The sequence below is a fragment of the Pelomonas cellulosilytica genome (assembly GCF_021353265.1).
GTDB classification, from domain to species: Bacteria; Pseudomonadota; Gammaproteobacteria; order Burkholderiales; family Burkholderiaceae_C; genus Pelomonas; species Pelomonas cellulosilytica.
Genome location: NZ_JAJTWU010000005.1, coordinates 64213 through 89265 on the forward strand (window position 1 = coordinate 64213; position 25053 = coordinate 89265).

General features: G+C 68.1%; 20 protein-coding genes and 3 pseudogenes. 13 read left to right on the forward strand and 10 right to left on the reverse strand.

The features are described from left to right. Window positions 1-129: 129 nt before the first annotated feature. Window positions 130-1071, reverse strand: coding sequence for a dihydrodipicolinate synthase family protein (locus LXT13_RS13505; RefSeq protein WP_233372448.1), 942 nt, complete (start codon window positions 1069-1071; stop codon window positions 130-132). A 265-nt stretch (window positions 1072-1336) separates the two neighbouring features. On the opposite strand from LXT13_RS13505, the gene LXT13_RS13510 reads away from it, so the two are divergent. The 3 genes from LXT13_RS13510 to LXT13_RS13520 are packed head-to-tail and all read left to right on the forward strand — an operon-like array spanning window position 1337 to window position 3812. Continuing rightward, window positions 1337-2404: an aldose epimerase family protein gene (locus LXT13_RS13510; protein WP_233372449.1), complete on the forward strand. Its 1068-nt coding sequence runs from the start codon at window positions 1337-1339 to the stop codon at window positions 2402-2404. 12 nt (window positions 2405-2416) lie between these two features. Beyond that, complete coding sequence (locus LXT13_RS13515) at window positions 2417-2896, forward strand: acyl-CoA thioesterase (RefSeq protein WP_233372450.1); 480 nt, start codon at window positions 2417-2419, stop codon at window positions 2894-2896. Further along, window positions 2886-3812, forward strand: coding sequence for an SMP-30/gluconolactonase/LRE family protein (locus LXT13_RS13520; RefSeq protein WP_233372451.1), 927 nt, complete (start codon window positions 2886-2888; stop codon window positions 3810-3812). The genes LXT13_RS13515 and LXT13_RS13520 overlap by 11 nt, the downstream gene beginning before the upstream one ends. A 1-nt stretch (window position 3813) precedes the next feature. On the opposite strand, the gene LXT13_RS13525 is transcribed toward LXT13_RS13520, so the two are convergent. The 3 genes from LXT13_RS13525 to mnmE all read right to left on the reverse strand — a co-directional run bounded on the left by LXT13_RS13525 (window position 3814) and on the right by mnmE (window position 6668). After that, window positions 3814-3990, reverse strand: a complete 177-nt coding sequence (locus tag LXT13_RS13525) for a hypothetical protein (protein WP_233372452.1) — start codon at window positions 3988-3990, stop codon at window positions 3814-3816. Between the two features lie 147 nt (window positions 3991-4137). Next, on the reverse strand, window positions 4138-5286 hold the full coding sequence (locus LXT13_RS13530) for a GGDEF domain-containing protein (protein WP_233372453.1): 1149 nt from the start codon (window positions 5284-5286) through the stop codon (window positions 4138-4140). A gap of 17 nt (window positions 5287-5303) precedes the next feature. Next, the gene (gene mnmE / locus LXT13_RS13535; protein ID WP_233372454.1) at window positions 5304-6668 is read right to left on the reverse strand and encodes a tRNA uridine-5-carboxymethylaminomethyl(34) synthesis GTPase MnmE; all 1365 of its coding nucleotides are present in this window, start codon (window positions 6666-6668) and stop codon (window positions 5304-5306) included. A gap of 51 nt (window positions 6669-6719) precedes the next feature. On the opposite strand from mnmE, the gene LXT13_RS13540 reads away from it, so the two are divergent. The 4 genes from LXT13_RS13540 to LXT13_RS13555 all read left to right on the forward strand — a co-directional run bounded on the left by LXT13_RS13540 (window position 6720) and on the right by LXT13_RS13555 (window position 12944). Continuing rightward, on the forward strand, window positions 6720-7250 hold the full coding sequence (locus tag LXT13_RS13540) for an ECF-type sigma factor (protein WP_233372455.1): 531 nt from the start codon (window positions 6720-6722) through the stop codon (window positions 7248-7250). A 34-nt stretch (window positions 7251-7284) separates the two neighbouring features. Then, window positions 7285-9954, forward strand: coding sequence for a serine/threonine-protein kinase (locus LXT13_RS13545; protein ID WP_233372456.1), 2670 nt, complete (start codon window positions 7285-7287; stop codon window positions 9952-9954). Window positions 9955-10063: 109 nt separating this feature from the next. Further along, window positions 10064-11041 carry a hypothetical protein gene (locus LXT13_RS13550; RefSeq protein WP_233372457.1) on the forward strand — a complete coding sequence of 326 codons (978 nt, stop codon included), beginning with the start codon at window positions 10064-10066 and terminating at the stop codon, window positions 11039-11041. 70 nt (window positions 11042-11111) lie between these two features. Further along, window positions 11112-12944, forward strand: a complete 1833-nt coding sequence (locus tag LXT13_RS13555; protein ID WP_233372458.1) for a hypothetical protein — start codon at window positions 11112-11114, stop codon at window positions 12942-12944. A gap of 308 nt (window positions 12945-13252) precedes the next feature. Here LXT13_RS13555 and yidC read toward each other — a convergent pair whose 3' ends face one another. The 4 genes from yidC to rpmH are packed head-to-tail and all read right to left on the reverse strand — an operon-like array spanning window position 13253 to window position 15952. Further along, window positions 13253-14950: a membrane protein insertase YidC gene (yidC, locus tag LXT13_RS13560; protein ID WP_233372459.1), complete on the reverse strand. Its 1698-nt coding sequence runs from the start codon at window positions 14948-14950 to the stop codon at window positions 13253-13255. After that, window positions 14943-15287 carry a membrane protein insertion efficiency factor YidD gene (yidD, locus tag LXT13_RS13565; protein WP_419964675.1) on the reverse strand — a complete coding sequence of 115 codons (345 nt, stop codon included), beginning with the start codon at window positions 15285-15287 and terminating at the stop codon, window positions 14943-14945. The genes yidC and yidD overlap by 8 nt, the downstream gene beginning before the upstream one ends. Next, entirely contained in the window at window positions 15284-15766 is a 483-nt protein-coding gene (locus LXT13_RS13570; RefSeq protein ID WP_233372460.1) for a ribonuclease P protein component, read from the reverse strand. The genes yidD and LXT13_RS13570 overlap by 4 nt, the downstream gene beginning before the upstream one ends. A 51-nt stretch (window positions 15767-15817) precedes the next feature. Beyond that, complete coding sequence (gene rpmH, locus LXT13_RS13575) at window positions 15818-15952, reverse strand: 50S ribosomal protein L34 (RefSeq protein ID WP_058937081.1); 135 nt, start codon at window positions 15950-15952, stop codon at window positions 15818-15820. A 304-nt stretch (window positions 15953-16256) separates the two neighbouring features. Between rpmH and dnaA the strand changes: the two genes are divergently transcribed. The 3 genes from dnaA to gyrB all read left to right on the forward strand — a co-directional run bounded on the left by dnaA (window position 16257) and on the right by gyrB (window position 21662). Then, a complete protein-coding gene (gene dnaA / locus LXT13_RS13580) occupies window positions 16257-17738 on the forward strand; it encodes a chromosomal replication initiator protein DnaA (protein ID WP_233372841.1) in 1482 nt (493 codons plus the stop codon). Between the two features lie 214 nt (window positions 17739-17952). Next, window positions 17953-19074 (forward strand): DNA polymerase III subunit beta, encoded by a 1122-nt coding sequence (dnaN, locus tag LXT13_RS13585; RefSeq protein ID WP_233372461.1) that lies wholly within the window; start codon window positions 17953-17955, stop codon window positions 19072-19074. A 77-nt stretch (window positions 19075-19151) separates the two neighbouring features. Next, complete coding sequence (gene gyrB, locus LXT13_RS13590) at window positions 19152-21662, forward strand: DNA topoisomerase (ATP-hydrolyzing) subunit B (protein ID WP_233372462.1); 2511 nt, start codon at window positions 19152-19154, stop codon at window positions 21660-21662. A gap of 807 nt (window positions 21663-22469) precedes the next feature. Here gyrB and LXT13_RS13595 read toward each other — a convergent pair. After that, a pseudogene (locus LXT13_RS13595) lies at window positions 22470-22670 on the reverse strand (transposase domain-containing protein); the annotation flags it as partial. A 22-nt stretch (window positions 22671-22692) separates the two neighbouring features. Here LXT13_RS13595 and LXT13_RS13600 point away from each other — a divergent pair. Beyond that, window positions 22693-22890: pseudogene (locus LXT13_RS13600) on the forward strand (transposase domain-containing protein); the annotation flags it as partial. A gap of 18 nt (window positions 22891-22908) precedes the next feature. On the opposite strand, the gene LXT13_RS13605 reads toward LXT13_RS13600, so the two are convergent. Next, window positions 22909-23349, reverse strand: coding sequence for a hypothetical protein (locus LXT13_RS13605; protein ID WP_233372463.1), 441 nt, complete (start codon window positions 23347-23349; stop codon window positions 22909-22911). A gap of 384 nt (window positions 23350-23733) precedes the next feature. On the opposite strand from LXT13_RS13605, the gene tnpB reads away from it, so the two are divergent. Further along, window positions 23734-24084 carry an IS66 family insertion sequence element accessory protein TnpB gene (tnpB, locus tag LXT13_RS13610; RefSeq protein WP_233372464.1) on the forward strand — a complete coding sequence of 117 codons (351 nt, stop codon included), beginning with the start codon at window positions 23734-23736 and terminating at the stop codon, window positions 24082-24084. A gap of 39 nt (window positions 24085-24123) precedes the next feature. Next, window positions 24124-24732 (forward strand): annotated as a pseudogene (locus LXT13_RS13615) (IS66 family transposase zinc-finger binding domain-containing protein); the annotation flags it as partial. Between the last annotated feature and the right edge of the window lie 321 nt (window positions 24733-25053).

Sequence of the window (25053 nt, forward strand, 5' to 3'; positions counted from 1 at the left end):
AACGTGGGTGACAAGGATGTGGGAGCCCGGCGCAGCGGCGCCGGTCCTCGCGCGGCCGCCATGGAACCGGCTTGGCCGGGCCATCGGCGACGCCCCTTGAGGGGGCCGGCGAAGCCGGTAGAGGGTCGTCTATCGACCCCAGCGCAGGACGAGCGGGTCCAGCCGGCGGGCGGCGTCCAGCAGGCCGGCGCGCACCTCGGGGCTCATCTCGGGGAAGGGGTGGCGCGGCGCGTCGCTCTTGATGACGCCACCTTCCTTCATCAGCGCCTTGGCGGTCAGGATGCCGCCCTGGCGGTTCTCGTAGTTGATCAGCGGCAGCCAGCGGCCGTACTCCAGCACGGCGGTCTCGCGGTCACCGGCGTGATATGCGTCGACGATCTTGCGGATGCCGTCGGGATAGCCGCCGCCGGTCATCGCGCCGGTCGCACCGGCGTCCAGGTCTGCCAGCAGCGTGATGGCCTCCTCGCCGTCCCACGGTCCCTCGATGGCGGCGCCGCCCACGCGGATCAGCTCGCGCATCTTGCTGGCGGCCTGCGGCATCTCCAGCTTGAAGTACTTCACGTTGGCGATGTTCTGTGCCATGCGCGCCAGCAGCGGCACCGACAGCGGCGTGCCGGCCACGGGCGCGTCCTGGATCATGATGGGGATGTCGATGGCGTCCGACAGCCGCTGGTAGAAGCTCTCGATCTGCCCTTCGGACACGCGGAACGTGGCCCCGTGATACGGCGGCATCACCATGACCATCGCCGCGCCGAGTTCTTGCGCGAGCCGGCTGCGCTCGATGCAGATCTGCGTCGCGTAGTGCGTCGTCGTGACGATGACAGGCACGCGGCCGGCGACGTGTTCCAGGATGGCCCGCGTCAGCGTCTCGCGCTCGGCGTCCGACAGCACGAACTGCTCGGAGAAGTTGGCGAGGATGCACAGGCCCGTGGAGCCGGCGTCAATCATGAAGTCGATGCAGCGCAGCTGGCCGGCCAGATCCAGGCCGCCGTCGGCGTGGAAGATGGTCGGCACGACCGGGAAGACACCGCGGTACGGGCGGGTCGGGCGGGAGGCGGTGGAGGCGCTCATGGGCGGTCCCTTGTCTCGTGGGCGTTTGGAATGACCGCGCCGGCGACGGCGCGCACCGGCAGGCAGCGCCGGCAATGGCTGCTCATTAAAGTATGACTATTTGAGACTGAAGATTGGGGTAAACCCGTCACCACGCGTGGTTGCACGCAAAAAAGTATGACTAATAATGGCGCGCACTCGGCGGCCACGACGGCCGACCGGCCCCCCACCGGAGACCGCCCCTGATGACTCGCGCCGTGCCATGCCCTCGCGTTCAGGAGCCGGCATGACGCCGGCCTGCCGCGAATACGGCCGCCTGCCCGACGGCCGGGCCGTCCATGAATACACGCTGAGCAACGGCCTGGGCCTGCAGCTGACCGCGATCACGCTGGGCGGCATCGTCACCGGTCTGTGGGTGCCGGATGCGCATGGCGCCAGCGGCAACGTCGTGCTGGGCTTCGACAACCTGGACGACTACGTCCACCGCAACCCGTCCTTCGGCATCATCGTCGGCCGCTACGGCAACCGCATCGCCGGCGCGAGCTTCGAGCTGGACGGCCACACGCACACACTCAGCCGCAACGATGGCCCCAACTGCCTGCACGGCGGTGTCGAGGGCTTCGGCCACCGACTCTGGCAGGCCGAGCCCGTCGAGCCCCTGCCCGGCGAGGCCCAGGCGCTGCGTCTGCACCTGTCCAGCCCGCAGGGGGACCAGGGCTTCCCCGGCGAGCTGCGCGTGACGGTGCGCTACGCGGTCAGCGCCACGCGCAACGCCTGGCGCATCGACTACGACGCGACGACCGACCGCGCCACCGTCGTCAACCTGACGCACCACGACTACTTCAACCTCGCCGGCGACGGCAGCGTGCTGGACCACCGGCTGACGCTGCCGGCGTCCCGCTACAGCGAGGTCGACAAGTACCTAATCCCGCAGCGGCACGCGCCTGTCGACGGCACGCCGTTCGACTTCCGCAACGCGACGCGCATCGGCGAACGCATCCGCCGCGCGCACCCGCAGCTGCTGCTCGCCAAGGGCTACGACCATAACTGGCTGCTCGACGGCGCGCCCGATGCCGACGGCCTGCGCGCGGCCGCGACGCTGCAGGACCCGCTGTCGGGCCGCAGCATGGACGTGCTCACCACCGAGCCGGCCGTGCAGTTCTATTCCGGCAACTTCCTTGACGGCAGCCTGGCCGGCCCCGGCGGGCGCATCTACCGCCAGGGTGATGGCCTGTGCCTGGAGACCCAGCACCACCCGGACTCTCCGCACCACGCGGCCAGCACCGACTGGCCGACGACCGTGCTGCGGCCGGGCGAAGTTTTCCGCAGCACGACAATCCACGTCTTTCGCTGACACGGTGATGCCATGGACCTGCCCGCCCACCAACTGACGATGACGGTGCTGATGACGCCGGACACCGCCAACTTCGCCGGCAACGTCCACGGCGGCAACCTGCTGAAGCTGCTGGACCAGGTCGCCTACGCCTGCGGCAGCCGCTACGCGGGGCGCTATGTCGTCACGCTGTCGGTGGACCGCGTCATCTTCCGCCAGCCCATCCACGTCGGCGAGCTGGTGACCTTCCTGGCCAGCGTGAACCACACCGGCACGTCGTCGATGGAAGTGGGCATCAAGGTCGTTGCGCAGAACATCCGAACGCAGGAGACGCGGCACGTCAACAGCTGCTACTTCACGATGGTGGCTGTGGGCGACGACAACAAGCCCGTGCCCGTGCCGCCGCTGCGTCCCTTCACCCCCGAAGAGCGGCGCCGCCACGCCGCAGCCATCGCCCGCAAGCAGGCCCGCTCGCAGCTGGCCCGCCTGGAAGACACCGCCCATGACGCCTGACACCGCCCTGCCCACGCTGACCCCCGCGCTCACCCAGTCCGCCACGCTCGGCGAAGGCCTGCAATGGCACGCACCCAGCGGCCGCTGGTGGTGGACGGACATCGAAGGCCGCACCGTCAACGCGTGGACGCCCGGCGCCAGCACGACGCTGGTGCTGCGCTTTGCGGAGCGCGTGGGTTGTTTCACACACTGCCGCTCCGGCGCACTGCTGCTGGCGCTGGCCAAGCGCGTCGCGCGGCTGCGCATCCCGGACCTGCAGGCCACCGGCAGCTTCGAAGTGCAGCCCGAGGAGCTGGCGCCGCTCGAGGCCCACCTGCCCACCACGCGCGCCAACGACGGCCGCTGCGACCGAAGCGGCAACTTCGTCTTCGGCACGCTGGACGAAGGCGACCCGCGCCAGCCCATCGGCAGCTTCTACCAGTACTCCACCGCCCACGGCCTGCGCCGCCTGCCGCTGGATGGCGTTGCCATCGCCAACAGCGTCTGCTTCAGCCTGGACGGCCGGCGCATGTACTACTGCGACACGATGCACCCGCGTATCCTCGTCTGCGACTACGACGCCGCGACGGCGCGCGTCTCGGAGCCGCGGCTGTTCGTGAAGAAGGACTTCGACGGCTGCTCGCCCGACGGCTCCATCATCGACGCCAAGGGCTGCCTGTGGAACGCCGAATGGGGCAACGCCGCCATTGCTCGCTATGCGCCGGATGGCCGGCTGCTAGGCCGCTACCCGGTGCCTGTCAGCAACCCCACGTGCCCGGCGCTCGGCGGCCCGAACGGCGACCAGCTGTTCGTCACCACCGCCCGCGCGGGCCTGAGCACCGCCGAGCTGATGGCCCAGCCGCTGTCCGGCAGCCTGTTCGGCGTGACGGTGGGCGAGGGACTGGTCGTGGCCGACGCTCTGTTCAACGACGACTGACCTATCTCGGGCCGGGCTTGCGCACCCAGGCCTCCATCCAGTCCGAGCCCGACAGCACGCGGCGCGAGCGCCACATCTCGTCGCGCGGCTGCGGCGCGGCGGCGGCCTTGGCCGGCAGCGCCGGCGTGCGCGGGGCCATCTCGGTGGCCGTGAAGCTGAAGTGTTGAAGGCGTCGCATGCGTCCTCCTCGTGATGCAACGGGGCCACTGTGCGGCCCGGTGCATCAGGAACGCATCAGCGGCCGCCCCGGACGACGCCGATTTGAAAGAACCGTAACGGCTGCCTGACCGCTCGCTGACGGCGGGCCAACGAGCCGGCGCCCCCCTCAAGTCGTCCGGCTCTCCGCCCCGGCCAGCTGCACCCGGTTGCGGCCCGCCTGCTTGGCGGCGTACAGCGCCGTGTCGGCCGCGTGGTGCAGTTCCTGCCAGTCCTGCCCCGCCTGCCCGCACCGCGCGATGCCGAGGCTGGCGGTGACCGCAACTACCTGTCCGCGGTAGGGCACGGCCAGCGTCTCGATGGCCGCACGCAACCGCTCCGCCAAGAGCAAAGCCTGACGCTCGTCCAGCTCCGGCAGAAACAGCACGAACTCCTCGCCGCCCACGCGGGCGAGGCAGTCACCTTGCCGCAGGCCCTCGCGGAGCACGTTGGCGGCAGCCACCAGCACCAGGTCGCCCCCCGCGTGCCCGTGCAGGTCGTTGATCTGCTTGAAGTGGTCCAGGTCCAGACACAGCACCGTGTCGCCGACTTTCAGCGTGGCGGGCACGCTGTCCGCCAGCCAGCGGCGGTTGCCGATGCCGGTCAGCGGATCGAGGCAGGCCTGCCGGCGCAGATGCGCCTCGGCGCGATCGGTCGTCATGCCACCGACGAGGATGACCAGCGAGAAATTACCGAGGATCTGGACGAAGAACTCCAGCGCCAGCCAGGGCACGAACGCGTCTACCCACCGGATGACGGCCGCGCCGGCGGCGAAGGACAGCGACGTGGCGAGCAGCACCAGCGCGAGCGGCTCGCGCGAAGGCAGCGGCTCCAGCCGCCGGCCGCGCCAGATCACCCAGGCGGCCAGTGCCAGGCAAACCGCCGCGTTCAAATGGAAGGCGATGGCGCGCGACGGGTTGTGCAAATGGAACTGTGTCAGCGCCGCCAACAGCCAGAACGGCGCGGGCCACAGCCACAGCAGCTTCCAGTGCCGGGGCGGACGCCCCTGGCTCAGGCAGGCCAGCCCCGCCGCCAGCAGCGCATGCCCCCACAGGCCGGAGCACAGCGTGGCCAGCGTCCAGAGGTGCCGGGGCAGCCGGGCCTGCTCGCCAAGACTCGCCAGCGCAGCCCCGATGCCCAGGATGCCCAGCGCAGCCGACACCATGCCCAGCCCGCGCGTCGGCCCGGTCTGACGCCGGTTCAGCAGAAAGGCGGCCGCCCCCACCAGCAACGACGACTGGTAGAGGAACAGCACCGTCGAGATGTCGAGCGAAATCATGACCTGCGCCGCACAGCTTACTTTCCGATGCAGAAGCTGCTGAAGATGACGCCGAGCAGCTCGTCGGCTGAGAAAGCGCCGGTGATCTCACCCAGCGCGTCGTGTGCCAGCCGCAGCTCCTCGGCCAGCAGGTCCAGCGCCGCGTCGCGCTGCTGGGCGATGGCACGGGCCAACGCCAGGTGCTCGGCCGTGCGGGCAAGCGCCTGCACATGGCGCTCGCGGGCAATGAACAAACCCTCGGGCACGGCCTGCCAGCCGGCCGTCTGCAACAGCCGCCGGCGCAGCGTCTCCAGCCCATCGCCGGTCTTCAGGCTCAAAGCGATCTCGCCCGCCGGTGCGGCGCCCAGGTCCGTCTTGTTGAACACCTGCACGACGCGGCCCGCGTCCACCCCGGCCAGCCGCGCGCGGATGCGCTCGTCCTCGGCCTCATAGTCAGCCTGACCGACGCGGCCCAGGTCGTGCAGGAACAGCACGACGTCGGCGTCGGCGATCGCGTCCCACGACCGCGACACGCCTATGCGCTCCACTTCGTCGGCCGTGGCGTCACGCAGTCCGGCCGTGTCGGTGATGTGCAGCGGCACGCCTTCGATCTGGATGGTCTGGCTGACTTTGTCGCGCGTCGTGCCGGGGATGGGCGTGACGATGGCCAGCTCGGCGCCGGCCAGCGCATTCAGCAGCGAACTCTTGCCCACGTTGGGCTGACCTGCCAGCACGACCTTCAGCCCGTCGCGCAGCAGCGCGCCCTGGCGCGTGCGGTCCTGCACGGCGCTCAGTTGCGCGGTCAGCCGGTCCAGCCGGCCAAAGGCGTCGGCCTTTTCGAGGAAGTCGATCTCCTCCTCGGGGAAGTCCAGCGTCGCCTCAACGAGCATGCGCAGCTGGATGAGCTGGTCGCGCAGCACGCCGACCTCGTGGCTCAGCGCCCCGCCCAAAGCGCGGCTGGCACTGCGAGCGGCGGCCTCCGTGCTGGCGTCGATGAGGTCCGCCACGGCCTCGGCCTGGGCCAGATCAAGCTTGCCGTTCAGAAACGCGCGCTGCGTGAACTCGCCGGGCTCGGCGAGCCGCACGTCCTGGCCGGCCTCGATGACCCGCGCCAGCAGCAGCTGCATGACGACCGCGCCGCCATGCGCCTGCAGCTCCAGCACATGCTCGCCGGTGTAGGAATGCGGCGCCGGGAAGTGCAGCGCCAGGCCCTGGTCGATGGCCTGGCCGGAGGCATCGCGAAACGGCAGGTAGGTCGCCTCGCGCGGCCGAAGCGGTCGGCCGCAGACCGCTAAGATCAATGGGGACAGGTCTTGCGGTGACGACACCCTGACGATGCCGACCGCACCCCGTCCGGGAGCGGTGGCGATGGCGGCGATGGGGTCGGCATGGCGAGACAGCATGGCGGGATTGTCGAACCTCCGGCAGCCGCCCCCGATCCCCCGCCACCGCCAGTGAACACGATCGATTCTTCCCCGCTCCCCACCCTGGACCCGGCGCTGCGGGACGAGCTCTACCGCGAGCTGCGTCAACTGGCCCGACAGCGGCTACGCCGCAGCGGCCCGATGACGCTGCTGCATACCACCGACCTTGTGCACGAAGGCTGGCTCAAGCTGGCCCGCACGCCGGGCTGGCAGTCGCTGGAGCCGGCTCATTTCATGGCCTATGCGGCGACGGTGATGCGCTCCATCGTCGTCGACTATGCGCGCGCCCGGCAGACCCAGCAGCGCGGCGGCGGCGCCACCCATGTGCCGCTGGACGAGCTGCCGACGCTGGCCCACCGCGACGACGAATACCTGCAGATCCACGACGCGCTGACAGACCTCGAGCGCCAGGACCCGCGCCTGGCCCGGCTCGTCGAGCTGCGCTTCTTCGTCGGCCTGGAAGAGACCGAATGCGCCGAGGCGCTGGGCCAGTCGCGCCGCACCGTGCAGCGCGACTGGCAGAAGGCGCGTGCGCTGCTGTGGGCCTCCCTGAACGACTGACCCCGCTCCGCGGCGCCCGGCGCCGCCCTCTCCCATGCTGGCACTTTCTCCCGACGACTGGCTCACCGTCGAGCCGCTGCTCGATGCCGCCCTCGCACTGCCGCCTGACGAGCGGCAGCGGTTCCTCGACAACTTGGTGCCCGCGCAGCAACGCTGGCGCCCGACGCTGGAGCGGCTGCTGCAGGCCGAGGCCGCGGCGGCCGACGCCGGCTTCCTGAGCCGGGCCGCCAGCCTGACCGGCGGAACCGAGGGCCCCGTTGCCGACGCGCCCCAGTGGCAGGCCGCCCAGAAGGTGGGCCCCTGGGTACTGGTGGAGGAACTGGGCCGTGGCGGCATGGCCAGCGTGTGGCGCGCGCAGCCGCACAGCGGCGACTTCCAGCGCGAGGTGGCGCTCAAGCTGCCGCACAGCCCGGCGCCCGGCTGGCTGGAGCGCCTCAAGCGCGAACGCGACCTGCTAGCGCGGCTGCAGCACGCCGGCATAGCGCGGCTGTACGACGCCGGCGTTGACGCCAACGGCCTGCCCTGGCTGGCGATGGAATGCGTGCAGGGCCGCGACGTGCTGGCCTGGTGCGACGCCCGCCAGGCCAGCGTGCGCGAGCGCGTGGGCCTGCTGCTGCAGGTGGCCGATGCGCTGCAGTACGCGCACAGCCGCCTGGTGCTGCACCGGGACATCAAGCCCGCCAACGTCATGGTGCAGGACGACGGCCAGGTGCGGCTGCTGGACTTCGGCATCGCGCGCAGCCTGGCCTCGGCCGACGGCGAGGCCGCGCTGACGCAGCTGGGGCAGCGGCCGATGACACCTGAGTACGCGTCGCCCGAACAGGTGCGCGGCGAGGAGCCGGGCATCGCCAGCGACGTCTACGCCTTCGGCGTGCTGGCCTACCGGCTGCTCGCCGGCGCCAGCCCCTACGCCGCCGCGGCACCGGCCTCGCGGCACGCATTGGAATGCGCGGTGCTGGAAGCCGAGCCGCCGCTGCTGTCCACGGCAGCGACCGACGCCGCCACCCGCAAGGCACTACGCGGCGACCTGGACGCCATCGTAGCCAAGGCGCTGGCCAAGGAGCCGGCGTGCCGCTACGCGACGATGGACGCACTCGCCGCCGACATGCGCCGCCACCTCGCCGGCGAGGCCGTGGGCGCCCGGCCCCCATCGTGGCGCTACCGCGCGGCTCGCCTCATCGCGCGGAATCGTTGGGCGGTAGGCGTATCCACGCTGGCGGTACTGGCGCTGGTGGGGACGACGGGGTGGGCGCTGTACGCGGCGCGCGAGGCGCGACAGGAGGCGCGGCGCTCGGGCGCGATGTACGAGTTCCTGACCGGGCTGTTCAACCCGCTGCGCGAAGCGCAGCCCGACACCCGCCACCGCGATCTTCCGGCTCGCGAACTGATCGAGGACGGCGCCCGACGTGTCCTGGGCTCACTTCACGATGAGCCGCTCGCGCGCGAGCAGCTGCTGATCGACTTGAGCACGCTCACCCAGCAACTCGGCTTGCCAGACCTGTCTCGTCAGCTGGCCGAGGAACGCGTCCGCCAGGCCCGCGCACTCCACGGTACGCAGAGCCGCGCCTATGCGGATGCGCTGCTGGGCCAGCGCGACCTGTGGGAAAGCGCCGGCCTTTATGAAGACGGTTTCAAGGCGGCGACCGAGGCCTTGGCGATCTATCAAGCCCTGGGGGAGCGCGATCCTCAGCGGCTTGCGCTGGCCCATCTCACACTCGGCGGCTTCGGCGCTCGGCTGCACGCTCCGGGGGCTGCAGACATCGACCATCTGGTGACCGCAGCTCGCCTGCTGGCACCGCTGCCCGGCCCCAACCTGCTGGGCGTTGTCTACGAGCAGCTGCTGGTCGCCCATCTTGGCCGCGGGGACATGGAAGCTGCCTACCAGGCCGGCATGCAGGGCGTGGCGGCCAACCGCGCACAGCGCGGCGCGGAAGACTGGAAGACCGCTGCCTCCGAGGATCAGGTGGGTCAGCTGGCGCTGTTCACGCTGCGCCCGAAAGAAGCCGATCGCCTGATCCGGCATGGCCTGCAGGTGCTGCGCAAGACGATGGGGCCTGACGTGGTGATCCTTGCGCGCGGTGAGGCGAATCTGGCGCTGCTGGCCATGGCGGCAGGCCATGTCGACGAGGCACGGGCCCACGTCGACGAGGCACGGCGTATTGCCACCCTGCCGGCCAACCGGGCCATGCTCGCTTTCGGCCTCACAGTGGAGGCCACCGCGCTCGACGTGGCCCAGCAGTCCGGCGATTGGGCTGCGTTGCGCGAAGGCTGCGCGCGCTGGGGCAGCGACGTCCAGGCGCCGCAGCCGGCGCTTCGGCTCAGAGTGCAGCAGGCCTGCGCCGCAGAGGCGATCCATGTCGGCGACCTGGGTCGTGCCCGTGCACTGCTCGACCAGGGGCGGGCTGTTGCGAGTCAGTTCTTCGCGCAGGTCCCGGCGCGCCACGCCGTGCTGTGGCTGCGGGAGGGCGAATGGCTCGCCGCTAAAGGGCAAGTCGAAGACGCCGTCGCGCACTGGAAGCAGGTGCTGAGCCTGGACGACACCAGCATCGTCACCGCTCGCGCGCAGGCTTGGGCAGACCTGCGCGCGCGGCAGGCACTTGACGAACCCAGTCGCGCCCTGGCCCGGCGCCTGCGTGTGCAGTTGCTGGATGCCGACGCGGAGTCCGGATTCGCCACACCCTTGGGACTGCTACGAGAAGACTGAGCCGGCTGCTCCAGCGGCCGTGACGCTTTTCGGCGCCCGTTCTCGTGAATGCGGATGGAGGCCCCGGCATGACGCCCGGGCCGCATTGCGCAACGAAGGAGAACTGGCAATGAAGAAGATTTCGACCCTGGCACTGGGCCTGGTGGTGGCGGCTGCGCTGGCGGCCTGTGGCGGCGGCAGTGACGGGGCTGGCAGTAGTGCGGGTTCCGCCGGCGGCAGCACGGGCGCCGGTTCGGGCAGCGGCGGGTCGTCGGGAGGCGGCGCAGGGTCGGGGGGCTCCACGGGTTCCGGCTCGGGCAGCTCGTCGGGCGGCAACGCCACCAGCTTTCCGTACGCCCGCTACGACGTCTACGCGCTCTACGGCACGGGCCTGAACATCGGCGGCAACACGGTGGCCTCGGTGTCGGCCACGCAGGGCATGGTCGCCACGGGCTCGGTGAACTTCCGCGGCGCGTTCGGCGGTGGCGAGACGACGGTCACGCTGGGCACCGACAGCGTCAGCCTCAAGAGCGCCATCGTGCCGGCGGCTGATTTGAGCTGGCTGGCGCCGGGCGCCGATGGCCGGCTGATGCAGCAGTGCTCGGTAGTGCGTCAGGACGTGAACGGCGCCAGCATCGGCGGCTATGCCAAGAGCATGATGGTCATGGTGGCGCCGACCGCGACGGTGCTGGCCAAGGCCACGGACATCCCCGCCGGCACGCGGCTCTATGCGGCCGAAGACTGCCAGTTCACCGGCAGTGCCCCTACCGGCGACATCGCCAAGGTCACGCCACAGGCCAATGACAACGCGGTGGTGAACGCCGACGGTTCGCTGACCCTCTCGCCCACCGGCGCGGCCAGCTTCGCGATCGCGGCACCGGACGTGGCCGCCGCGCTGGCGTCCGGCGGCACGGGCCTCGGCGTGGTGGGCGACGTGGCGGTGCCCAGCGCTGCCGGCAAGGCGGCGGGCAGCTATGCAATGCATGCCTACAGCCTGACGCGCACCGGCGGCACGCCGCGCTACGTCATCGTCATCCAGGGCACACCCACGGGCGGCAATGCGTCGCTGGGCAGCAAGGGCTTCGTGTCGCTGCTCGTCAGCAGCTGAGCACCGTCGCACGACGCTTCTCCCCCACCGGGCGGCCTCGTGCCGCCCGCTGCCGCATGAAGGCCCGCCCATGATCATCTCGTTCTCATCTCCGATCCGTCGCTCTTCAGCGGCGCTGCTGCTCGCACTGCTCGCCGCTTGTGGTGGTGGCGGCGGCACCGAGCCGCCGACGACGACACCACAACCTCAGCCGGCCAGCGCGCTGGTCGTGCCCGTGCCGCCATCGGCCAGCGGCGACACCGTCGTTCAGGCCACCTACCAGCCGGGCGTGCGCGAGCTCGGTACCGCCTCCGGCACCCCGCAGCTGCTGCAGAGCGACATCGACGGCGGCCTGCAGTTCAGTGCGGCGCCGGGTGCGCAGGTGGGCCAGGTGCTGATCGTGGCAGGGCGGGCGTACGTCGTTACCGCGGTGGACGCCACCGGCTCGCGGCTCAGCACGCGGGCACCGGAGCTGGGCGAGGTGTTCGCCAGCCTGCGCCTGAAGGCCAGCATGCAGGACGCCAGCGCTATACCCGCGCCGGCCGGCCTAGCGCGGCCGATGGCGAGCGCCACGGGCAGCACCAGCTTCGCGGCCGAGCTGGGTTCGCTGGGCCCGGTGGGCGTCAGCTACAAGGGCCAGCTGGCGATGAAGCTCAACCTGGACCTGGATTTCACGGCCGCCAGCGGCTTCAAGACCTTCGACCTCACCGGCGACCTGAGCTTTACGCAGACGCTGCAACTGCACCTGCAGACGACAGCCGCTGACGGCAGCACCAGCAAGGGCCTGGAGCTGGCGCGCTTTCGCTACGTGATCCCGCAGACGCTGGGGCTGGCGCAGGTGGAGGTGCCGGTGATGCTGCAGGCACAGGCCAGCGGCGACGCCAAGATGGAGATGCGCGTCATCGACGGCGAGACGCGAGCGCATGTAGCACTGCATTACGACCCGGCGTCCGGCCAGCTGCAGTCCAGCAACGCCATCGACAGCAGCGCTGCGAGCCAACCGCCGACGGGCACGCCAGCGCCGGCCAAGGCCACCACTAGCCTGGGCCTGCAGCTCAAGGTCGGGCCGGACCTGCAGCTTCGCCTGCTGGAGACCATCGCGCCACTGAGCGCCAGCCTGCGGGCGAATTTCGGCGTCAGCGGCCAGGTGGTCAGCGATGGCCTGCACAACTGCGTGGGCTGGAAGGCCGAGCTGAGCCTGGAGGCCGGTGCCAAGCTCAGGCGGGGCAGCGGTGACATGCAGGCGAGCGGCAGCACCGCGCCCTGGCCACTGGGCAGCGGTGGCGACCTGGCCGCCTGCCAGGCGCCACCGGCGACGGAGCCTGGGCCGCCCCCTACTCCCCCGACGCCTGGCGCCGCGCCAGTGGATGGCCTAGCGCTGCTGCCGTTGCCCGCGGGGGCCGAGCAACTCACCGGCTACCAGCTGGTGCTGGCGGTCGATGCCGTGGCGCCGGACGTGCAGACCGCCTTCAACGTCGGCACGCCGTGCTGGCAACAACCCGTCTTCGATCTGGAGGCCAAGCCTCTGGAAACCGTGCAGGCCTGCGCCCACACGCTACAGCCCCAGCTACGCCGCGCCGACGGCAGCGGGGTGGACGTGGGGTCCAGCGACGACTGGATCGTCCGCTTCGAGGGCCCGAGCACGCCGACCTGTGCGGCCGATCTGCAGGACCCGCTGCTGGGGCTGGTGCGAGACGGCGTGCCGTTGACGCACAAACAAGGCAACTTCTCCACCACGGTCACCTACGCTATTGCGCCGGCTTCGATGCACGCCAACCAGTTCAGTGCGGTCTGCCAGCTGCAGATCACCGAGCGCCTGACCGGCAAGCGCTACGTGCTGCGTAGCCCTCTGTGGGTCGCGCCGGCCGGCCGGCTGATGGTGTCTGGCCCGTACGGCGTGCTCTGGACCTGGTGGGGGAACTGAGACGCTGGCGCGGGGGGAGGCCCGGCGGATGGCGCTCTCGTGAGGCCGGCCGGGCCGTGGTGCCCCCCGCCGGGCCATTGAAGCGCCGGCGCCGGGCATCGAGTAGGGTGAGGGATTGCTCACTCAGCCCTGTCACACCACCGCGCGCTCGGTTCCGCATCCGGCGGTTCAAATAAGACGCTGGAGTCGCTGGTGGATGACCATTCCCCTTGCCAGGCTCGTAGAGGACTTTCACCTCCAAGTAGGTGCGCCCTGCCGGGCGCACGAAAAAAAGCCCCCGCGAGCGGGGGCCGTTTCGGCGGCGTGACTCAGTTCACGCCGAGCTGTTTGTTGATCATCCACTGCTGCGCGATGGACAGGATGTTGTTCGTCAGCCAGTACAGCACCAGGCCGGCCGGGAAGACGAAGAACATGACGCCGAACGCGACCGGCATGATCCACATCATCTTCTGCTGCACCGGGTCGCCCGCGGGCGGGTTGAGCCAGACCTGGAACAGGCTGGTGGCCATCATCAGCAGCGGCAGGATGAAGTACGGGTCGCGCACCGACAGGTCGGTGATCCACAGCATCCACGGCGCTTGGCGCATCTCCACGGTGCTCAACAGCACCCAGTACAACGCCATGAAGATGGGCATCTGCAGGAAGATGGGCAGGCAGCCGCCGATGGGGTTGATCTTCTCCTCGCGGTAGATCTTCATCATCTCCTGCTGCATCTCCTGCGGCTTGTCCTTGTAGCGCTCCTTCAGCTCGTTGATGCGCGGTGCCACGGCTTTCATGCGCGCCATGGACTTGTAGGCACTGGCGTTGAGCCAGTACAGCGCGATCTTCAGCAGCACGACGAGGGCGACGATCGTCCAGCCCCAGTTGCCGATGAAGCCGTGCAGCTTGTCCAGCAGCCAGAACAGCGGCTCGGCGAGGATCGTCAGCTTGCCGTAGTCCTTGACGCGCTCCAGGCCCGGGGCCAGCGCAGCCAGGTTGTTCTCCTCCTGCGGGCCGGCGAACAGCGTGGCGCTCTGCGTCGTGCTGGCGTTGGGGGCCAGCGTCGGCAGCGTGAAGACGAGGCCGGTGGCGTACAGGTGGTTGGGCTGCTTGCGCACGAAGAACTCGCGGTTGCCCGGTTCGTTGACGAGCCAGGCGCTGGCGAAGTAGTGCTGGATCATCGACACCCAGCCATCGGCGGCCTGCTTCTCGATGTCGACCTTGTCCTTGTCGATGTCCTCGAACTTGATCGTCTGGAACTTGTTCTTGTCGTTGTAGACCGCCGGGCCCGTGAAGCTGGGCGTGAAGGCTGCGCCGCCAGTGACGGTGCTGCCGTCGCGCACCAGCTGCAGGTAGACCTGCGGCGTGACCGGCGCGGTGCCGACGTTCATGACCTCGTGCTTGACATCCACCGTGTAGGCGCCACGCTTGAACGTGAAGGTCTTGACCAGCTTGACGCCGCCGACCTCGGGCGACTCCAGGCGCAGCTTGACCTCGTCCTGACCGGCCTTGAGGTCGCGGTCGCCCGGCACGGCCGTCATCGGCGTGTTGTGCGCGGGCAGCGCGCCCTGGGCGCTGACCAGACCGGTCTGCGCACGGTAATGCTGACCTTCGTTGAACAGCACGACAGGCTGGGGCTGGAAGTCGGGCTTTTTCTGCAGACCCACCATCTGCAGCAGTTGGTCCGTCACGCTCGGGTCGTAGGAGGTGAGGTACTTCGGCAGCTCGGCGCGGACGATGTCGCCGCCCAGCGTGTCGACCGTGACCGTCAGCACGTCGGTGTGCACGGTAATCTTCTCGGACGGCGCGGCGGCGGTGGTCGTGGCCGGTGCGGCGGACTGGCCCGCAGCGGCGGTGGCTGCCGGCACGCTGCCCGAGGCCGGCGTCGCGGCCGGGGCGGTGGCCACGCTCTTGGGCGTGGGGCTGAACATCGACGGATGCCCGTTGTGCTTTTGCCAGCCGTCCCACAGCAGGACGAGGGACATCGTGAACACCACCCACAGCACGGTGCGGCGAATATCAGTCATGGGAAGTCTCGGACGGGGAAGGCGCCGCGCCATGCGCGACGGACGGGGACAGGAGGCGGGTGAACAGCCGCGGCGGATTGTCAGGCACCGGGTCGTGCCCGCCGTCGCACCACGGGTTGCAGCGCAGGATGCGATGCACGGTCAGGTAGGTGCCGGCCAGCGCGCCGTGCCTTTCCAGCGCCGCGAGCGAATACCGGGAGCAGGTCGGCTCGAAACGACAGGCATTGCCCAGCCACGGGCTCAGCAGCAGCCGGTAGCCACGGACGGCGGCCATCAGCGCGCGGGCAGGCCAGCTCGGGCTCGCGGACGCGGCTGGCGCGGTGCCGCCCAGGCTCATGCCCGGACCCCGGAGGTCATCGCACGGTCCAGCAGCTGGGCCAGTTCCGCACGCGCGGCGTGGCGCAGCGCGTCCGACGCAGCGCTGGGGAATTGCTGACGATCGAACGGAGAGCGCAAGCGGACGACCCACAAACCCGGCGGCATGCCGGGGCGGTCCGCAAATGCGGCGCGGATCTGCCGCTTCAAGAGCTGGCGCGTCACGGACCGACGGGCGTGCCGCTTGGGCACGACCATGCCCACCCAACAGCCGTCGGGCAGCTGAGGTGTGGCGAGCGGCACTTGTTCCACAAGCGTGTGGGCAGGCTGTGATTCGCCTGTTGATAACTTCGCCGAGGCTGTGCGCAACTGCGCGGCAACCCAGGCACTGGGCGCCGGACTGGCGGACAGGTGGTGCAAGGCGAAGTGCGCGCTGCGAGCGCGCGTCGGGCGGGCGAGCACCCGCTCGAAATCCACCGGGCGTTGGATGCGACCGATCATCGAGAGCCCGGAATGGGCGGCGCGGGGAGCGCCGCCAGGCGTGACAAGACCTTAGACTGCCAGGCGCTTGCGGCCCTTGGCGCGGCGCGCAGCGATGACGGCACGGCCGCCACGGGTCTTCATGCGCACGAGGAAGCCGTGAGTGCGGGCGCGGCGGGTCTTGGAGCCTTGATAGGTACGCTTCATGGGGAACCCCTTTGGAGGTCTTTGAGGGTTTGTTGAGCCCGGGCACAGCGGTTGGTACCCGGCAAAAAGCGCAAGGCGGCCTGCGCCGCAGTGCGCGAAAACCCGCGATTACAGCAGAAGCGCCGGGAGCGGTCAATAAGTCGCCTTGCTCAAGCCGGGTTTGCCAGGGATTGACCCCTTTCAGAAATCTGTGGATAACCCCTGATTCGACATGCGGCGCTTCCGTACAATCCAGCCGCTCGAAAACGAGTTTTCCACAATGAGCCTACAAGAACACGGGGCGGATGGGGTGCAAGTGCGGGCAATGGGTGCGGCAGGACTGGATGCAGCGACGTGGGCGTCAGATCTCTGGCGCCGCGGCTGTGAACGCCTGGCCACCGAGCTGCCCGAGCAGCAGTTCAACACCTGGATCCGCCCGCTCCCGCCCGCTACGGTGGCCGGCGAGGGAAGCGACGCCGCCAGCGCGCTGGTGGCCACGCTGCGCGTGCCCAATCACTTCAAGCGCGACTGGATCCGTCGCCAGTACGCGGCCCGTATCGAGGCCATCCTGACCGAGCTGGCCGGCCGCCCGACGCGGCTGGAGCTGGCGCTGTCGGCGCGCGAGCCGGTCGGCATGGCTCCGGCGCCGGTCGCCGCCCCGGCCGCAGCGGCCGCCCAGACCTCGACCGCCTCGAATGCGGCGCCAGGCACGGAACCCAGCGCTGCCCTCAAGCCCGTCGTTGCGGCGCCCGCCGTCGTGCTGCCGTCGCAGGCGCCGGCGTCGGCCAAGCACCGCATCAACCCGCAACTGACGTTCGACACCCTCGTGCCCGGCCGCGCCAACCAGATGGCCCGCACGGCGGCGTTGCACGTCGCCGGCGCGCCCGGCATCACCTACAACCCGCTGTTCATTTACGGCGGCGTGGGCCTGGGCAAGACTCATTTGATCCACGCTGTCGGCAACGCACTGCTGAAGGACCGCCCTGACGCCCGCGTTCTCTACCTGCACGCCGAGCAGTTCATTTCCGACGTGGTCAAGAACTACCAGCGCAAGACCTTCGACGAGCTCAAGGCCAAGTACCACTCGCTGGACCTGCTGCTCATCGACGATGTGCAGTTCTTCGCTGGCAAGGACCGCACGCAGGAGGAGTTCTTCAACGCCTTCGAGGCGCTGCTGGCCAAGAAGGCGCACATCATCATGACCTCGGACACGTATCCGAAGGGCCTTGTGGACATCGACGAGCGCCTGACCAGCCGCTTCGACGCCGGCCTGACGGTTGCCATCGAGCCGCCCGAGCTGGAGATGCGCGTCGCCATCCTGATCAAGAAGGCCATCGCCGAGGGGGCGCCCATGCCCGAGGACGTGGCCTTCTTCATCGCCAAGAACGTGCGCGCCAACGTGCGCGAGCTGGAAGGTGCGCTGCGCAAGGTGCTGGCCTATGCCAAGTTCTCGCACAAGGAAATCAGCATCACGCTGGCCCGCGAGGCGCTGAAGGACCTGCTGTCCATCCAGAACCGCCAGATCGGTGTGGAAAACATCCAGAAGACGGTGGCCGACTTCTACAAGATCAAGGTCGCCGACATGTACTCCAAGAAGCGCCCGGCCAGCATCGCGCGGCCGCGTCAGATCGCGATGTACCTGGCCAAGGAGCTGACGCAAAAGAGCCTCCCGGAGATCGGCGAGCTGTTCGGCGGACGCGACCACACGACCGTGCTGCACGCGGTGCGCAAGATCGGCGGCGAGCGGCAGAAGAACACCGAGCTGAACCAGCAGCTGCACGTGCTGGAGCAGACGCTGAAGGGCTGACCCGGCTGCACGGAAGTTGGCGCCGAGCGCCGGGGCCGCTCCCGGACCGCCCCTCCTCGCGAGGGGCTTCAGGGTTGACCCGTAGCCTTCAGTCCCGCCTAGCCGCCCGGCGGCGCCCCCTTTCCGGGCGACAATCGCAGCTTCACGCGCGCGCGCGGTTCGTGGCGCGGCAAGAGCTTTGGGGCGTGCCCCAAGTCGTTACCAAGAGGCCTCCATGATCGTTTTGAAAGCTCCCCAGGACCAGGTGCTCGGCGCGCTGCAGGCCGTGTCGGGCATCGTCGAGCGGCGCCACACGCTGCCGATCCTGGCCAACGTGCTGATCCGCAAGACCGGCAACCAGGTGGAGCTCACGACCAGCGACCTCGAGATCCAGGTCCGCACCACGGTCGAGTTCGACGGCGATGCCGGCAACCTGTCGACCACCGTCGGTGCGCGCAAGCTCATCGACATCCTGCGCTCCATGCCGGCCGACCAGACCGTCAGCCTGACGAGCAACCAGAACAAGATGACGCTGCAGGGCGGCAAGAGTCGATTCACGCTGCAGACGCTGCCAGCCGACGACTTTCCCCTCGTGCAGGAAGCCGCCGACTTCGGTCCCGCGTTCAGCGTGCCGCAGAAGGCGCTCAAGGGCCTGATCAACCAGGTGCACTTCGCGATGGCGGTGCACGACATCCGCTACTACCTCAACGGCATCCTGTTCGTTGCCGAGGGCAGGAACCTCACCCTCGTTGCCACCGACGGCCACCGCCTGGCGCTGGCCCAGGCCGAGCTGGAAGTCGACATCCCCAAGCAGGAAGTCATCCTGCCGCGCAAGACGGTGCTGGAGCTGCAGCGACTGCTGAAGGACGGCAAGGACCAGGACGAGAACAGCGCCATCGAGATGCGCTTTGCCGGCAACCAGGCCAAGTTCAGCTTCAGCGGCATGGAGTTCGTGACCAAGCTGGTGGAGGGCAAGTTCCCCGACTACAACCGCGTCATCCCCAAGAACCACAAGTTCCGCCTGACGCTGGGCCGCGCGCCGCTGCTGAGCAGCCTGCAACGCGCAGCCATCCTGACCAGCGAGAAGTTCAAGGCCGTGCGCCTGACCTTCGAGCCAGGCCTGCTGTCCATCGCGTCCAGCAACGCCGAGCAGGAAGAAGCCAAGGAAGAGATCGAGATCGACTACGGCGGCGACAAGATCGAGACCGGCTTCAACGTGACCTATCTGATGGACGCGCTGTCCAACATGAGCCAGGACATGGTCTGCATCGACCTCAACGACAGCGCCTCCAGCGCGCTGCTGACCATCCCCGAGACCACCGGGTTCAAGTACGTGGTCATGCCGATGCGGATCTGAACCCAGACGACCGCATGCCTAGCAGGCGGGCCCACGCGGCCCGCCTTGCCGTTTCAAGAGTTTCCTGAAAGTCCCCGATGAGCGACAACGCCACCCCCGAGAACGTCCCCGCACCGGCGCCCCAGCAGGCCTATGACGCCAGCTCCATCCAGATCCTGGAAGGCCTGGAGGCGGTGCGCAAGCGGCCGGGCATGTACATCGGCGACACGTCGGACGGCACCGGCCTGCACCACCTCGTGTTCGAAGTGGTGGACAACTCCATCGACGAGGCCCTGGCCGGCTACTGCGACGACATCGTCGTCACCATCCACACCGACAACTCCATCTCCGTCATCGACAACGGCCGCGGCATACCCACCGGCGTCAAGATGGACGACAAGCACGAGCCCAAGCGCTCGGCCGCCGAGATCGCGCTGACCGAGCTGCACGCCGGCGGCAAGTTCAACCAGAACTCGTACAAGGTGTCGGGCGGCCTGCACGGCGTTGGCGTGTCCTGTGTGAACGGCCTGTCCAAGTTCCTGCGCCTGACGGTGCGCCAGAACGGCAAGGTGCACTTGCTGGAGTTCGCCAAGGGCATTCCTCAGAACGGCGAGAGCGTCATCGTCGACGGCGTCGAGACGCGGCCCATGAAGATCATCGGCGAGACCGACAAGCGCGGTACCGAAGTCCACTTCCTGCCGGACACGGAAATCTTCCAGCAGAACAACGACTACCACTACGACATCCTTGCCAAGCGCCTGCGTGAGCTGTCCTTCCTGAACAACGGCGTCAAGATCCGCCTCGTAGACGAGCGCACCAACAAGGAAGACAACTTCGCCTACGCCGGCGGCGTGAAGGGCTTCGTCGAGTTCATCAACAAGGGCAAGACGACCCTGCACCCCAACATCTTCCACGCCGTGGGTGACAAGATCAGCGACCAAGGCACCAACGTCGGCGTCGAAGTGGCCATGCAGTGGAACGACGGCTTCAACGAGAACGTCCTCTGCTTCACGAACAACATCCCGCAGCGCGACGGCGGCACTCACCTGACTGGCCTGCGCGCCGCGATGACCCGCGTCATCAACAAGTACATTGAGGATAACGAGCTCGCCAAGAAGGCCAAGGTCGAAGTCGCCGGTGACGACATGCGCGAAGGCCTGGCCTGCGTCGTCAGCGTGAAGGTGCCTGAGCCCAAGTTCAGCTCGCAGACGAAAGACAAGCTCGTCTCGTCTGAAGTTCGCGCGCCGGTGGAAGACATCGTCAGCCGCCTGCTGACCGACTACCTGCTCGAGAACCCGCTGGACGCCAAGACCATCTGCGGCAAGATCCTCGACGCCGCCCGAGCCCGCGAAGCCGCCCGCAAGGCCCGCGAGATGACGCGCCGCAAGGGCGTGCTCGACGGCCTGGGCCTGCCCGGCAAGCTGGCCGACTGCCAGGAAAAGGATCCCGCGCTCTGCGAGATCTACATCGTCGAGGGTGACTCCGCCGGCGGCTCCGCCAAGCAGGGCCGCGACCGGAAGTTCCAGGCCATCCTGCCGCTGCGCGGCAAGATCCTGAACGTCGAGAAGGCCCGCTACGAGAAGCTGCTGACCAGCAATGAAATCCTCACGCTGATCACCGCGCTAGGCACGGGCATTGGACGCGGTGCTGGCGGCGACGATTTCAACCCCGACAAGCTCCGCTACCACCGCATCATCATCATGACCGACGCGGACGTGGACGGCGCCCACATCCGCACGCTGCTGCTGACCTTCTTCTACCGCCAGATGCCCGAACTGGTGGAGCGCGGCCACATCTACATCGCGCAGCCGCCGCTCTACAAAGTCAAAGTTGGCAAGCACGAGCAATACCTGAAGGACGCGCCCGAGCTCGACAGCTTCCTGCTCAAGGTCGCTCTGCAGGACGCGGCACTGGACACCGGCGATGGCACGACGCTCGCCGGCGACACTCTCGACGCGCTAGCCCGCAAGTACGTCGCCGCTCAAAGCGTCATCGAGCGCCTGTCCAACTGGATGGACGGCGAGGCCCTGCATGTGCTGGCCAACGGGCTGGCGCTGAAGGTCGATACGCGCGAGGAAGCCGAGGCCAGCGCCGCCGCGCTGAAGGCCGCGCTGCACAGCGCCGAGGTCACCGTCGAGGCCGACCCGCGCACCGACAAGCTCTTCTTGAAGATTGCCCGCATCCACCACGGCAACGTGCGCGCCAGCGTCATCTCCGCCGACTTCGTCCACGGCGCCGACTACGAAGTGCTGGCCGATGCGGGCCTGAGCTTCCAGGGCCTCATCAAGCCCGGCGCCGTCGTGCGCAAGGGCGAGGGTGAGAAGGCCAAGGAGGCGAAGGTCGACGACTTCCGCGCCGCCATGGCCTGGCTGATGAGCCAGGCCGAAAACAGCGTCGGCCGCCAGCGCTACAAGGGTCTGGGCGAGATGAACCCCGAGCAGCTGTGGGAGACGACGATGGACCCGACCGTCCGCCGCCTGCTTCGCGTGCAGATCGAGGACGCCATCGAGGCGGACAAGGTGTTCACGATGCTGATGGGGGACGAGGTGGAGCCGCGGCGCGATTTCATCGAAACCAACGCCTTGCGCGCAGGGAACATCGACGTTTAACGTTGTTGTAGACGTAGGGCACCGAGTTAATTGCGACTCGCGCCACAGTTCTGCGACTGGCGGGCGTTAGTTGATGCGACTGGCCTACCCTTTGAAGTCGAAGGTATGGGACCAGCCAATCCGCTGGGTGTCTGCATAGATTGGACCTGACGGCTGGAGTAGCAGCGCGCGGTAGCTCTGATGCGTGGCTTGGAGCGCAGCCAGATCGGGCGTTTCCAACCCCCTCACAGCAAGCACATCTTCAACGTCGCTGATGAATACAGGCGTGGCCATTTCTCTCCCCCAGGCGGTGTTCGCCCTTTTTCGGAAGATGGTATCAATATGTTGCCGACGCTTGAGGCGCCATGAGCGTAGGAGCTGCTTCCGACAAGGAGCACCGGACGACTGGCGAGGGACAGCCAAGTTTTACGTGATAGGCCGACCGGGTTCAGCTTCAACGTTGAACGACAGCTTCAGGTCGCTGAGTTGGGCGAGTCTATGGACCGCACCCGCTGCGGACCTGCCTGCCACCATGTGGAGGTCAGGACCAGGCTGACAGCGGAAGTTCGTCAACGTCTGCTTTGAGGCAGTTCAGTGGCGGTCAGAGAGTCAAGAGGCTACCTGCGGCGCCACCTCCCGCCTCGAGAACGTGGGTGTAAATCATGGTCGTGGCCCATCTGCGTCGCCCAGGAGTTCATGCACGGCGCTCATGTCGATGCCAGACTGCAGCAGGTGGGTGGCATCCATGAGTTCTGTAGCATGCGCTCCTTCGTACGCGGTCAATTAACCGCGTCCTTGCCTCTCCCGAGGCAATCGAGCAGGTGAGGTTCAGCCGTTGCTGAGGTCGATGTTCCAGGGCAGAAGCGCGGCGTAGTCGTCGGCTGTCTTGGCATTGGGCAGCGCAGTGAACAGCGCGCGCAAGTAGCGGTAGCCGTCGATGCCATTGACACTGCAGGTCTGCAGCAGCGAGTACAGGTTGGCGCTGGCGTTGGCGCCGTGCACCGTGTCGGCGAAGAGCCAGTTTTGACGATTATGCGAAGCTCCGCATAAGCGCAAGAACTGGCTGTTCGCCGGCAGCTTGCGCGCGGGTAAACGGGCCGCGGCCGTGATGAGCCTCATCCATTCGGCCAAGCTCAACGGGCTTGATCCCTACGTCTATCTCCGCGACGTGCTGGAGCGGCTGCCAACTCAGCCGGCCAGCCAGATCAGCGACCTACTTCCGCATCTTTGGTCACAAGCCGACGTGTGACCGGTCGTACTTCCCAAGCTAGCGTTCTTGGGCGTCAAGTACGCGCGCCACCACTCGATTGGCTCGAACTACATCGCAGTAGTTCACCCGAAGAGCCTCGTCTGGGTCCATCACGTAGAAGTAAAACGGATATCCGCCCAACGCCGAGCCGAAATCTGGGGCATCGACGCCATAGCTCCTGAGGAGCGTGGCGACTTCAGGGGCGAGCAGCGCTTCAGCCGCGGCCATGAAGAGGACATGGCGGAGGTCTTCAGCTGTCCCAGTGGCACCGCCCATGAACTGCTCAATCGACGAAACGATGGCGCCAAGCTCTTCATCACAGGGGCCATCCTTAGAAGACAGGAAGCCCTGGTTAGCCCAAGCCCCGATGTTGCCGCCCAACTCCCGCTCTTCGCGCAATCGCAGCGAAATCTGAACGTATCCGTATTGAATGAAGAGGTCGAGGGACAGCCCGGACAAGTTTCGGCCACCTCTCGGAGTCGAAGGCCAGCTCTCAAAATGAGGAGCGGCAGCCAGCAGCGCCCGAACCAGGGCATCGCGAAATGAAGCAACAACGGCGTCTAACGTATGTGGCATCCCGTCAGTTTGCATCACATCGACGAGGTAGGCCGTACGCCCAAGCTACGACGCGGGATCGCCGGACGGATACGCCTCGACGCCAGAGGCCTCGGCCTTCGTGGCGGTGCCGGTGCTCACAGCGCAAGTACCGTCGGTCGTGGACGAGCTCGATGTCGGTCACGATGTGGGCTTGCAAGCCACGCTGCCCAACGGGGTCATGGTCGAGCTTCGCGGCGTGCGGTTGCGCCAGCTTGCAGATGTTCTGCAGACCTTGGGGAGGCTGACGTGTTCCGTCTCGACGAGCGTCTGATGGTCTACCTGCACCGTGCACCGGTGGACTTCCGCCTCAACATCAACGGCCTGGCCACCCTGGTTCAGCAAGCCCTCGGCCTGGATCCGTTCGCCGCCTGCGTGTATGTGTTCAGCAACCGGCGCCGCAACCGCGTGAAGATCCTCGGCTGGGACCTCAACGGCTTCTGGCTGCTGCTCAAGCGGCTGGAGGAAGACCGCTTCATCTGGCCTGCTGAGACGGCGGCGCCGACACTGACCGTCGAGCAGCTGCACTGGTTGCTCGAGGGCATCGACATCGGCGTCGTGCAGCGGCACCCTCAGCGCGTGTACCAGCACGTCGGCTGAGAACGCCAGCGCGCACGCGCGCCATTGCGGCAGATCCGAATGGCGCGGCGCACAGGGGGCGCAGACACTGCCCCTCGATGGTCAGCATGCCCATCGCCCGACGAAGTCATCGCATTGCAGCAGGCGCTGGCCGAGGCGCTCAAGCGCAATGAGTCGTTGGCCGGCGAACTGCGCGTGACACGCGCCGAGCGCGACCTCCTCAAGGAGAAGCTCAGCAAGTTCACGCGGCAGCTCTTCGCCGCCAGCAGCGAGGCCGCTGTCCTGCAAAAGGACATGTTCTTCAACGAGGCCGAGGATCTCGGCGCTCAGGCCGAGCCCGCCACTGAAGAGAGCAGCGACAACGACGACAGCGACTAGATCGACGTGCCGGGCAACAAGCGGGCCAAGCGCGGCCGCAAGCCCCTGGACCCGGCACTGCCACGCGAGGTGATCCGTCACGAGCTGCCCGAAGGCGAGCGCGTGTGCCCGCACGACGGTGCGCGCTTGAGCGAGATCGGCGTGGAAGCCAGCGAACAGCTGGACATCATCCCGCAGCAGGTGCGCGTCATCCGGCACTAGCGCGTCAAGTACGCCTGCCCGTGCTGTGACGGCGGCATGCGGCTGGCGCCGCGCCCCGCCCAGCTCATTCCCAGAGGCCTTTTCACCGAGAGAGTGAACATCTGTCCGCTTAGAAGCAGGCGGACACGTGAACACTTATGGGGTCGATCTGATGGGCCGGCTTCGTCGGCGGCAGCACACCGCGGAGTTCACGTCGGCGGTCATCGAGGAAAGCCTCAAGCCGAGCGGTAGGTCTGCCTTGGAGATCGGGGCCGGGCCGCCGCCCACCGGCCGTAAGAGGCACGGACCATTTGAGCCATGGCCGCTCGCTCCTATGGGAACTGCAGGCTCGATAGCGTTGTCTCTTCTTCGCCTTCGGGGAGCCTGGGGAAGTGTTGAGCCCCCGCTGGATCCCCGCGAACTTAGCCCGCC

Excerpts from the sequence above, each read along its gene's own strand:
- LXT13_RS13505 (WP_233372448.1), bottom strand. The coding sequence starts at position 1,071 with ATGAGCGCCTCCACCGCCTCCCGCCCGACCCGCCCGTACCGCGGTGTC.
- LXT13_RS13510 (WP_233372449.1), top strand. The coding sequence starts at position 1,337 with ATGACGCCGGCCTGCCGCGAATACGGCCGCCTGCCCGACGGCCGGGCC.
- LXT13_RS13515 (WP_233372450.1), top strand. The coding sequence starts at position 2,417 with ATGGACCTGCCCGCCCACCAACTGACGATGACGGTGCTGATGACGCCG.
- LXT13_RS13520 (WP_233372451.1), top strand. The coding sequence starts at position 2,886 with ATGACGCCTGACACCGCCCTGCCCACGCTGACCCCCGCGCTCACCCAG.
- LXT13_RS13525 (WP_233372452.1), bottom strand. The coding sequence starts at position 3,990 with ATGCGACGCCTTCAACACTTCAGCTTCACGGCCACCGAGATGGCCCCG.
- LXT13_RS13530 (WP_233372453.1), bottom strand. The coding sequence starts at position 5,286 with ATGATTTCGCTCGACATCTCGACGGTGCTGTTCCTCTACCAGTCGTCG.
- mnmE (WP_233372454.1), bottom strand. The coding sequence starts at position 6,668 with ATGCTGTCTCGCCATGCCGACCCCATCGCCGCCATCGCCACCGCTCCC.
- LXT13_RS13545 (WP_233372456.1), top strand. The coding sequence starts at position 7,285 with ATGCTGGCACTTTCTCCCGACGACTGGCTCACCGTCGAGCCGCTGCTC.
- LXT13_RS13550 (WP_233372457.1), top strand. The coding sequence starts at position 10,064 with ATGAAGAAGATTTCGACCCTGGCACTGGGCCTGGTGGTGGCGGCTGCG.
- LXT13_RS13555 (WP_233372458.1), top strand. The coding sequence starts at position 11,112 with ATGATCATCTCGTTCTCATCTCCGATCCGTCGCTCTTCAGCGGCGCTG.
- yidC (WP_233372459.1), bottom strand. The coding sequence starts at position 14,950 with ATGACTGATATTCGCCGCACCGTGCTGTGGGTGGTGTTCACGATGTCC.
- yidD (WP_419964675.1), bottom strand. The coding sequence starts at position 15,287 with ATGAGCCTGGGCGGCACCGCGCCAGCCGCGTCCGCGAGCCCGAGCTGG.
- LXT13_RS13570 (WP_233372460.1), bottom strand. The coding sequence starts at position 15,766 with ATGATCGGTCGCATCCAACGCCCGGTGGATTTCGAGCGGGTGCTCGCC.
- rpmH (WP_058937081.1), bottom strand. The coding sequence starts at position 15,952 with ATGAAGCGTACCTATCAAGGCTCCAAGACCCGCCGCGCCCGCACTCAC.
- dnaA (WP_233372841.1), top strand. The coding sequence starts at position 16,257 with ATGGGTGCGGCAGGACTGGATGCAGCGACGTGGGCGTCAGATCTCTGG.
- dnaN (WP_233372461.1), top strand. The coding sequence starts at position 17,953 with ATGATCGTTTTGAAAGCTCCCCAGGACCAGGTGCTCGGCGCGCTGCAG.
- gyrB (WP_233372462.1), top strand. The coding sequence starts at position 19,152 with ATGAGCGACAACGCCACCCCCGAGAACGTCCCCGCACCGGCGCCCCAG.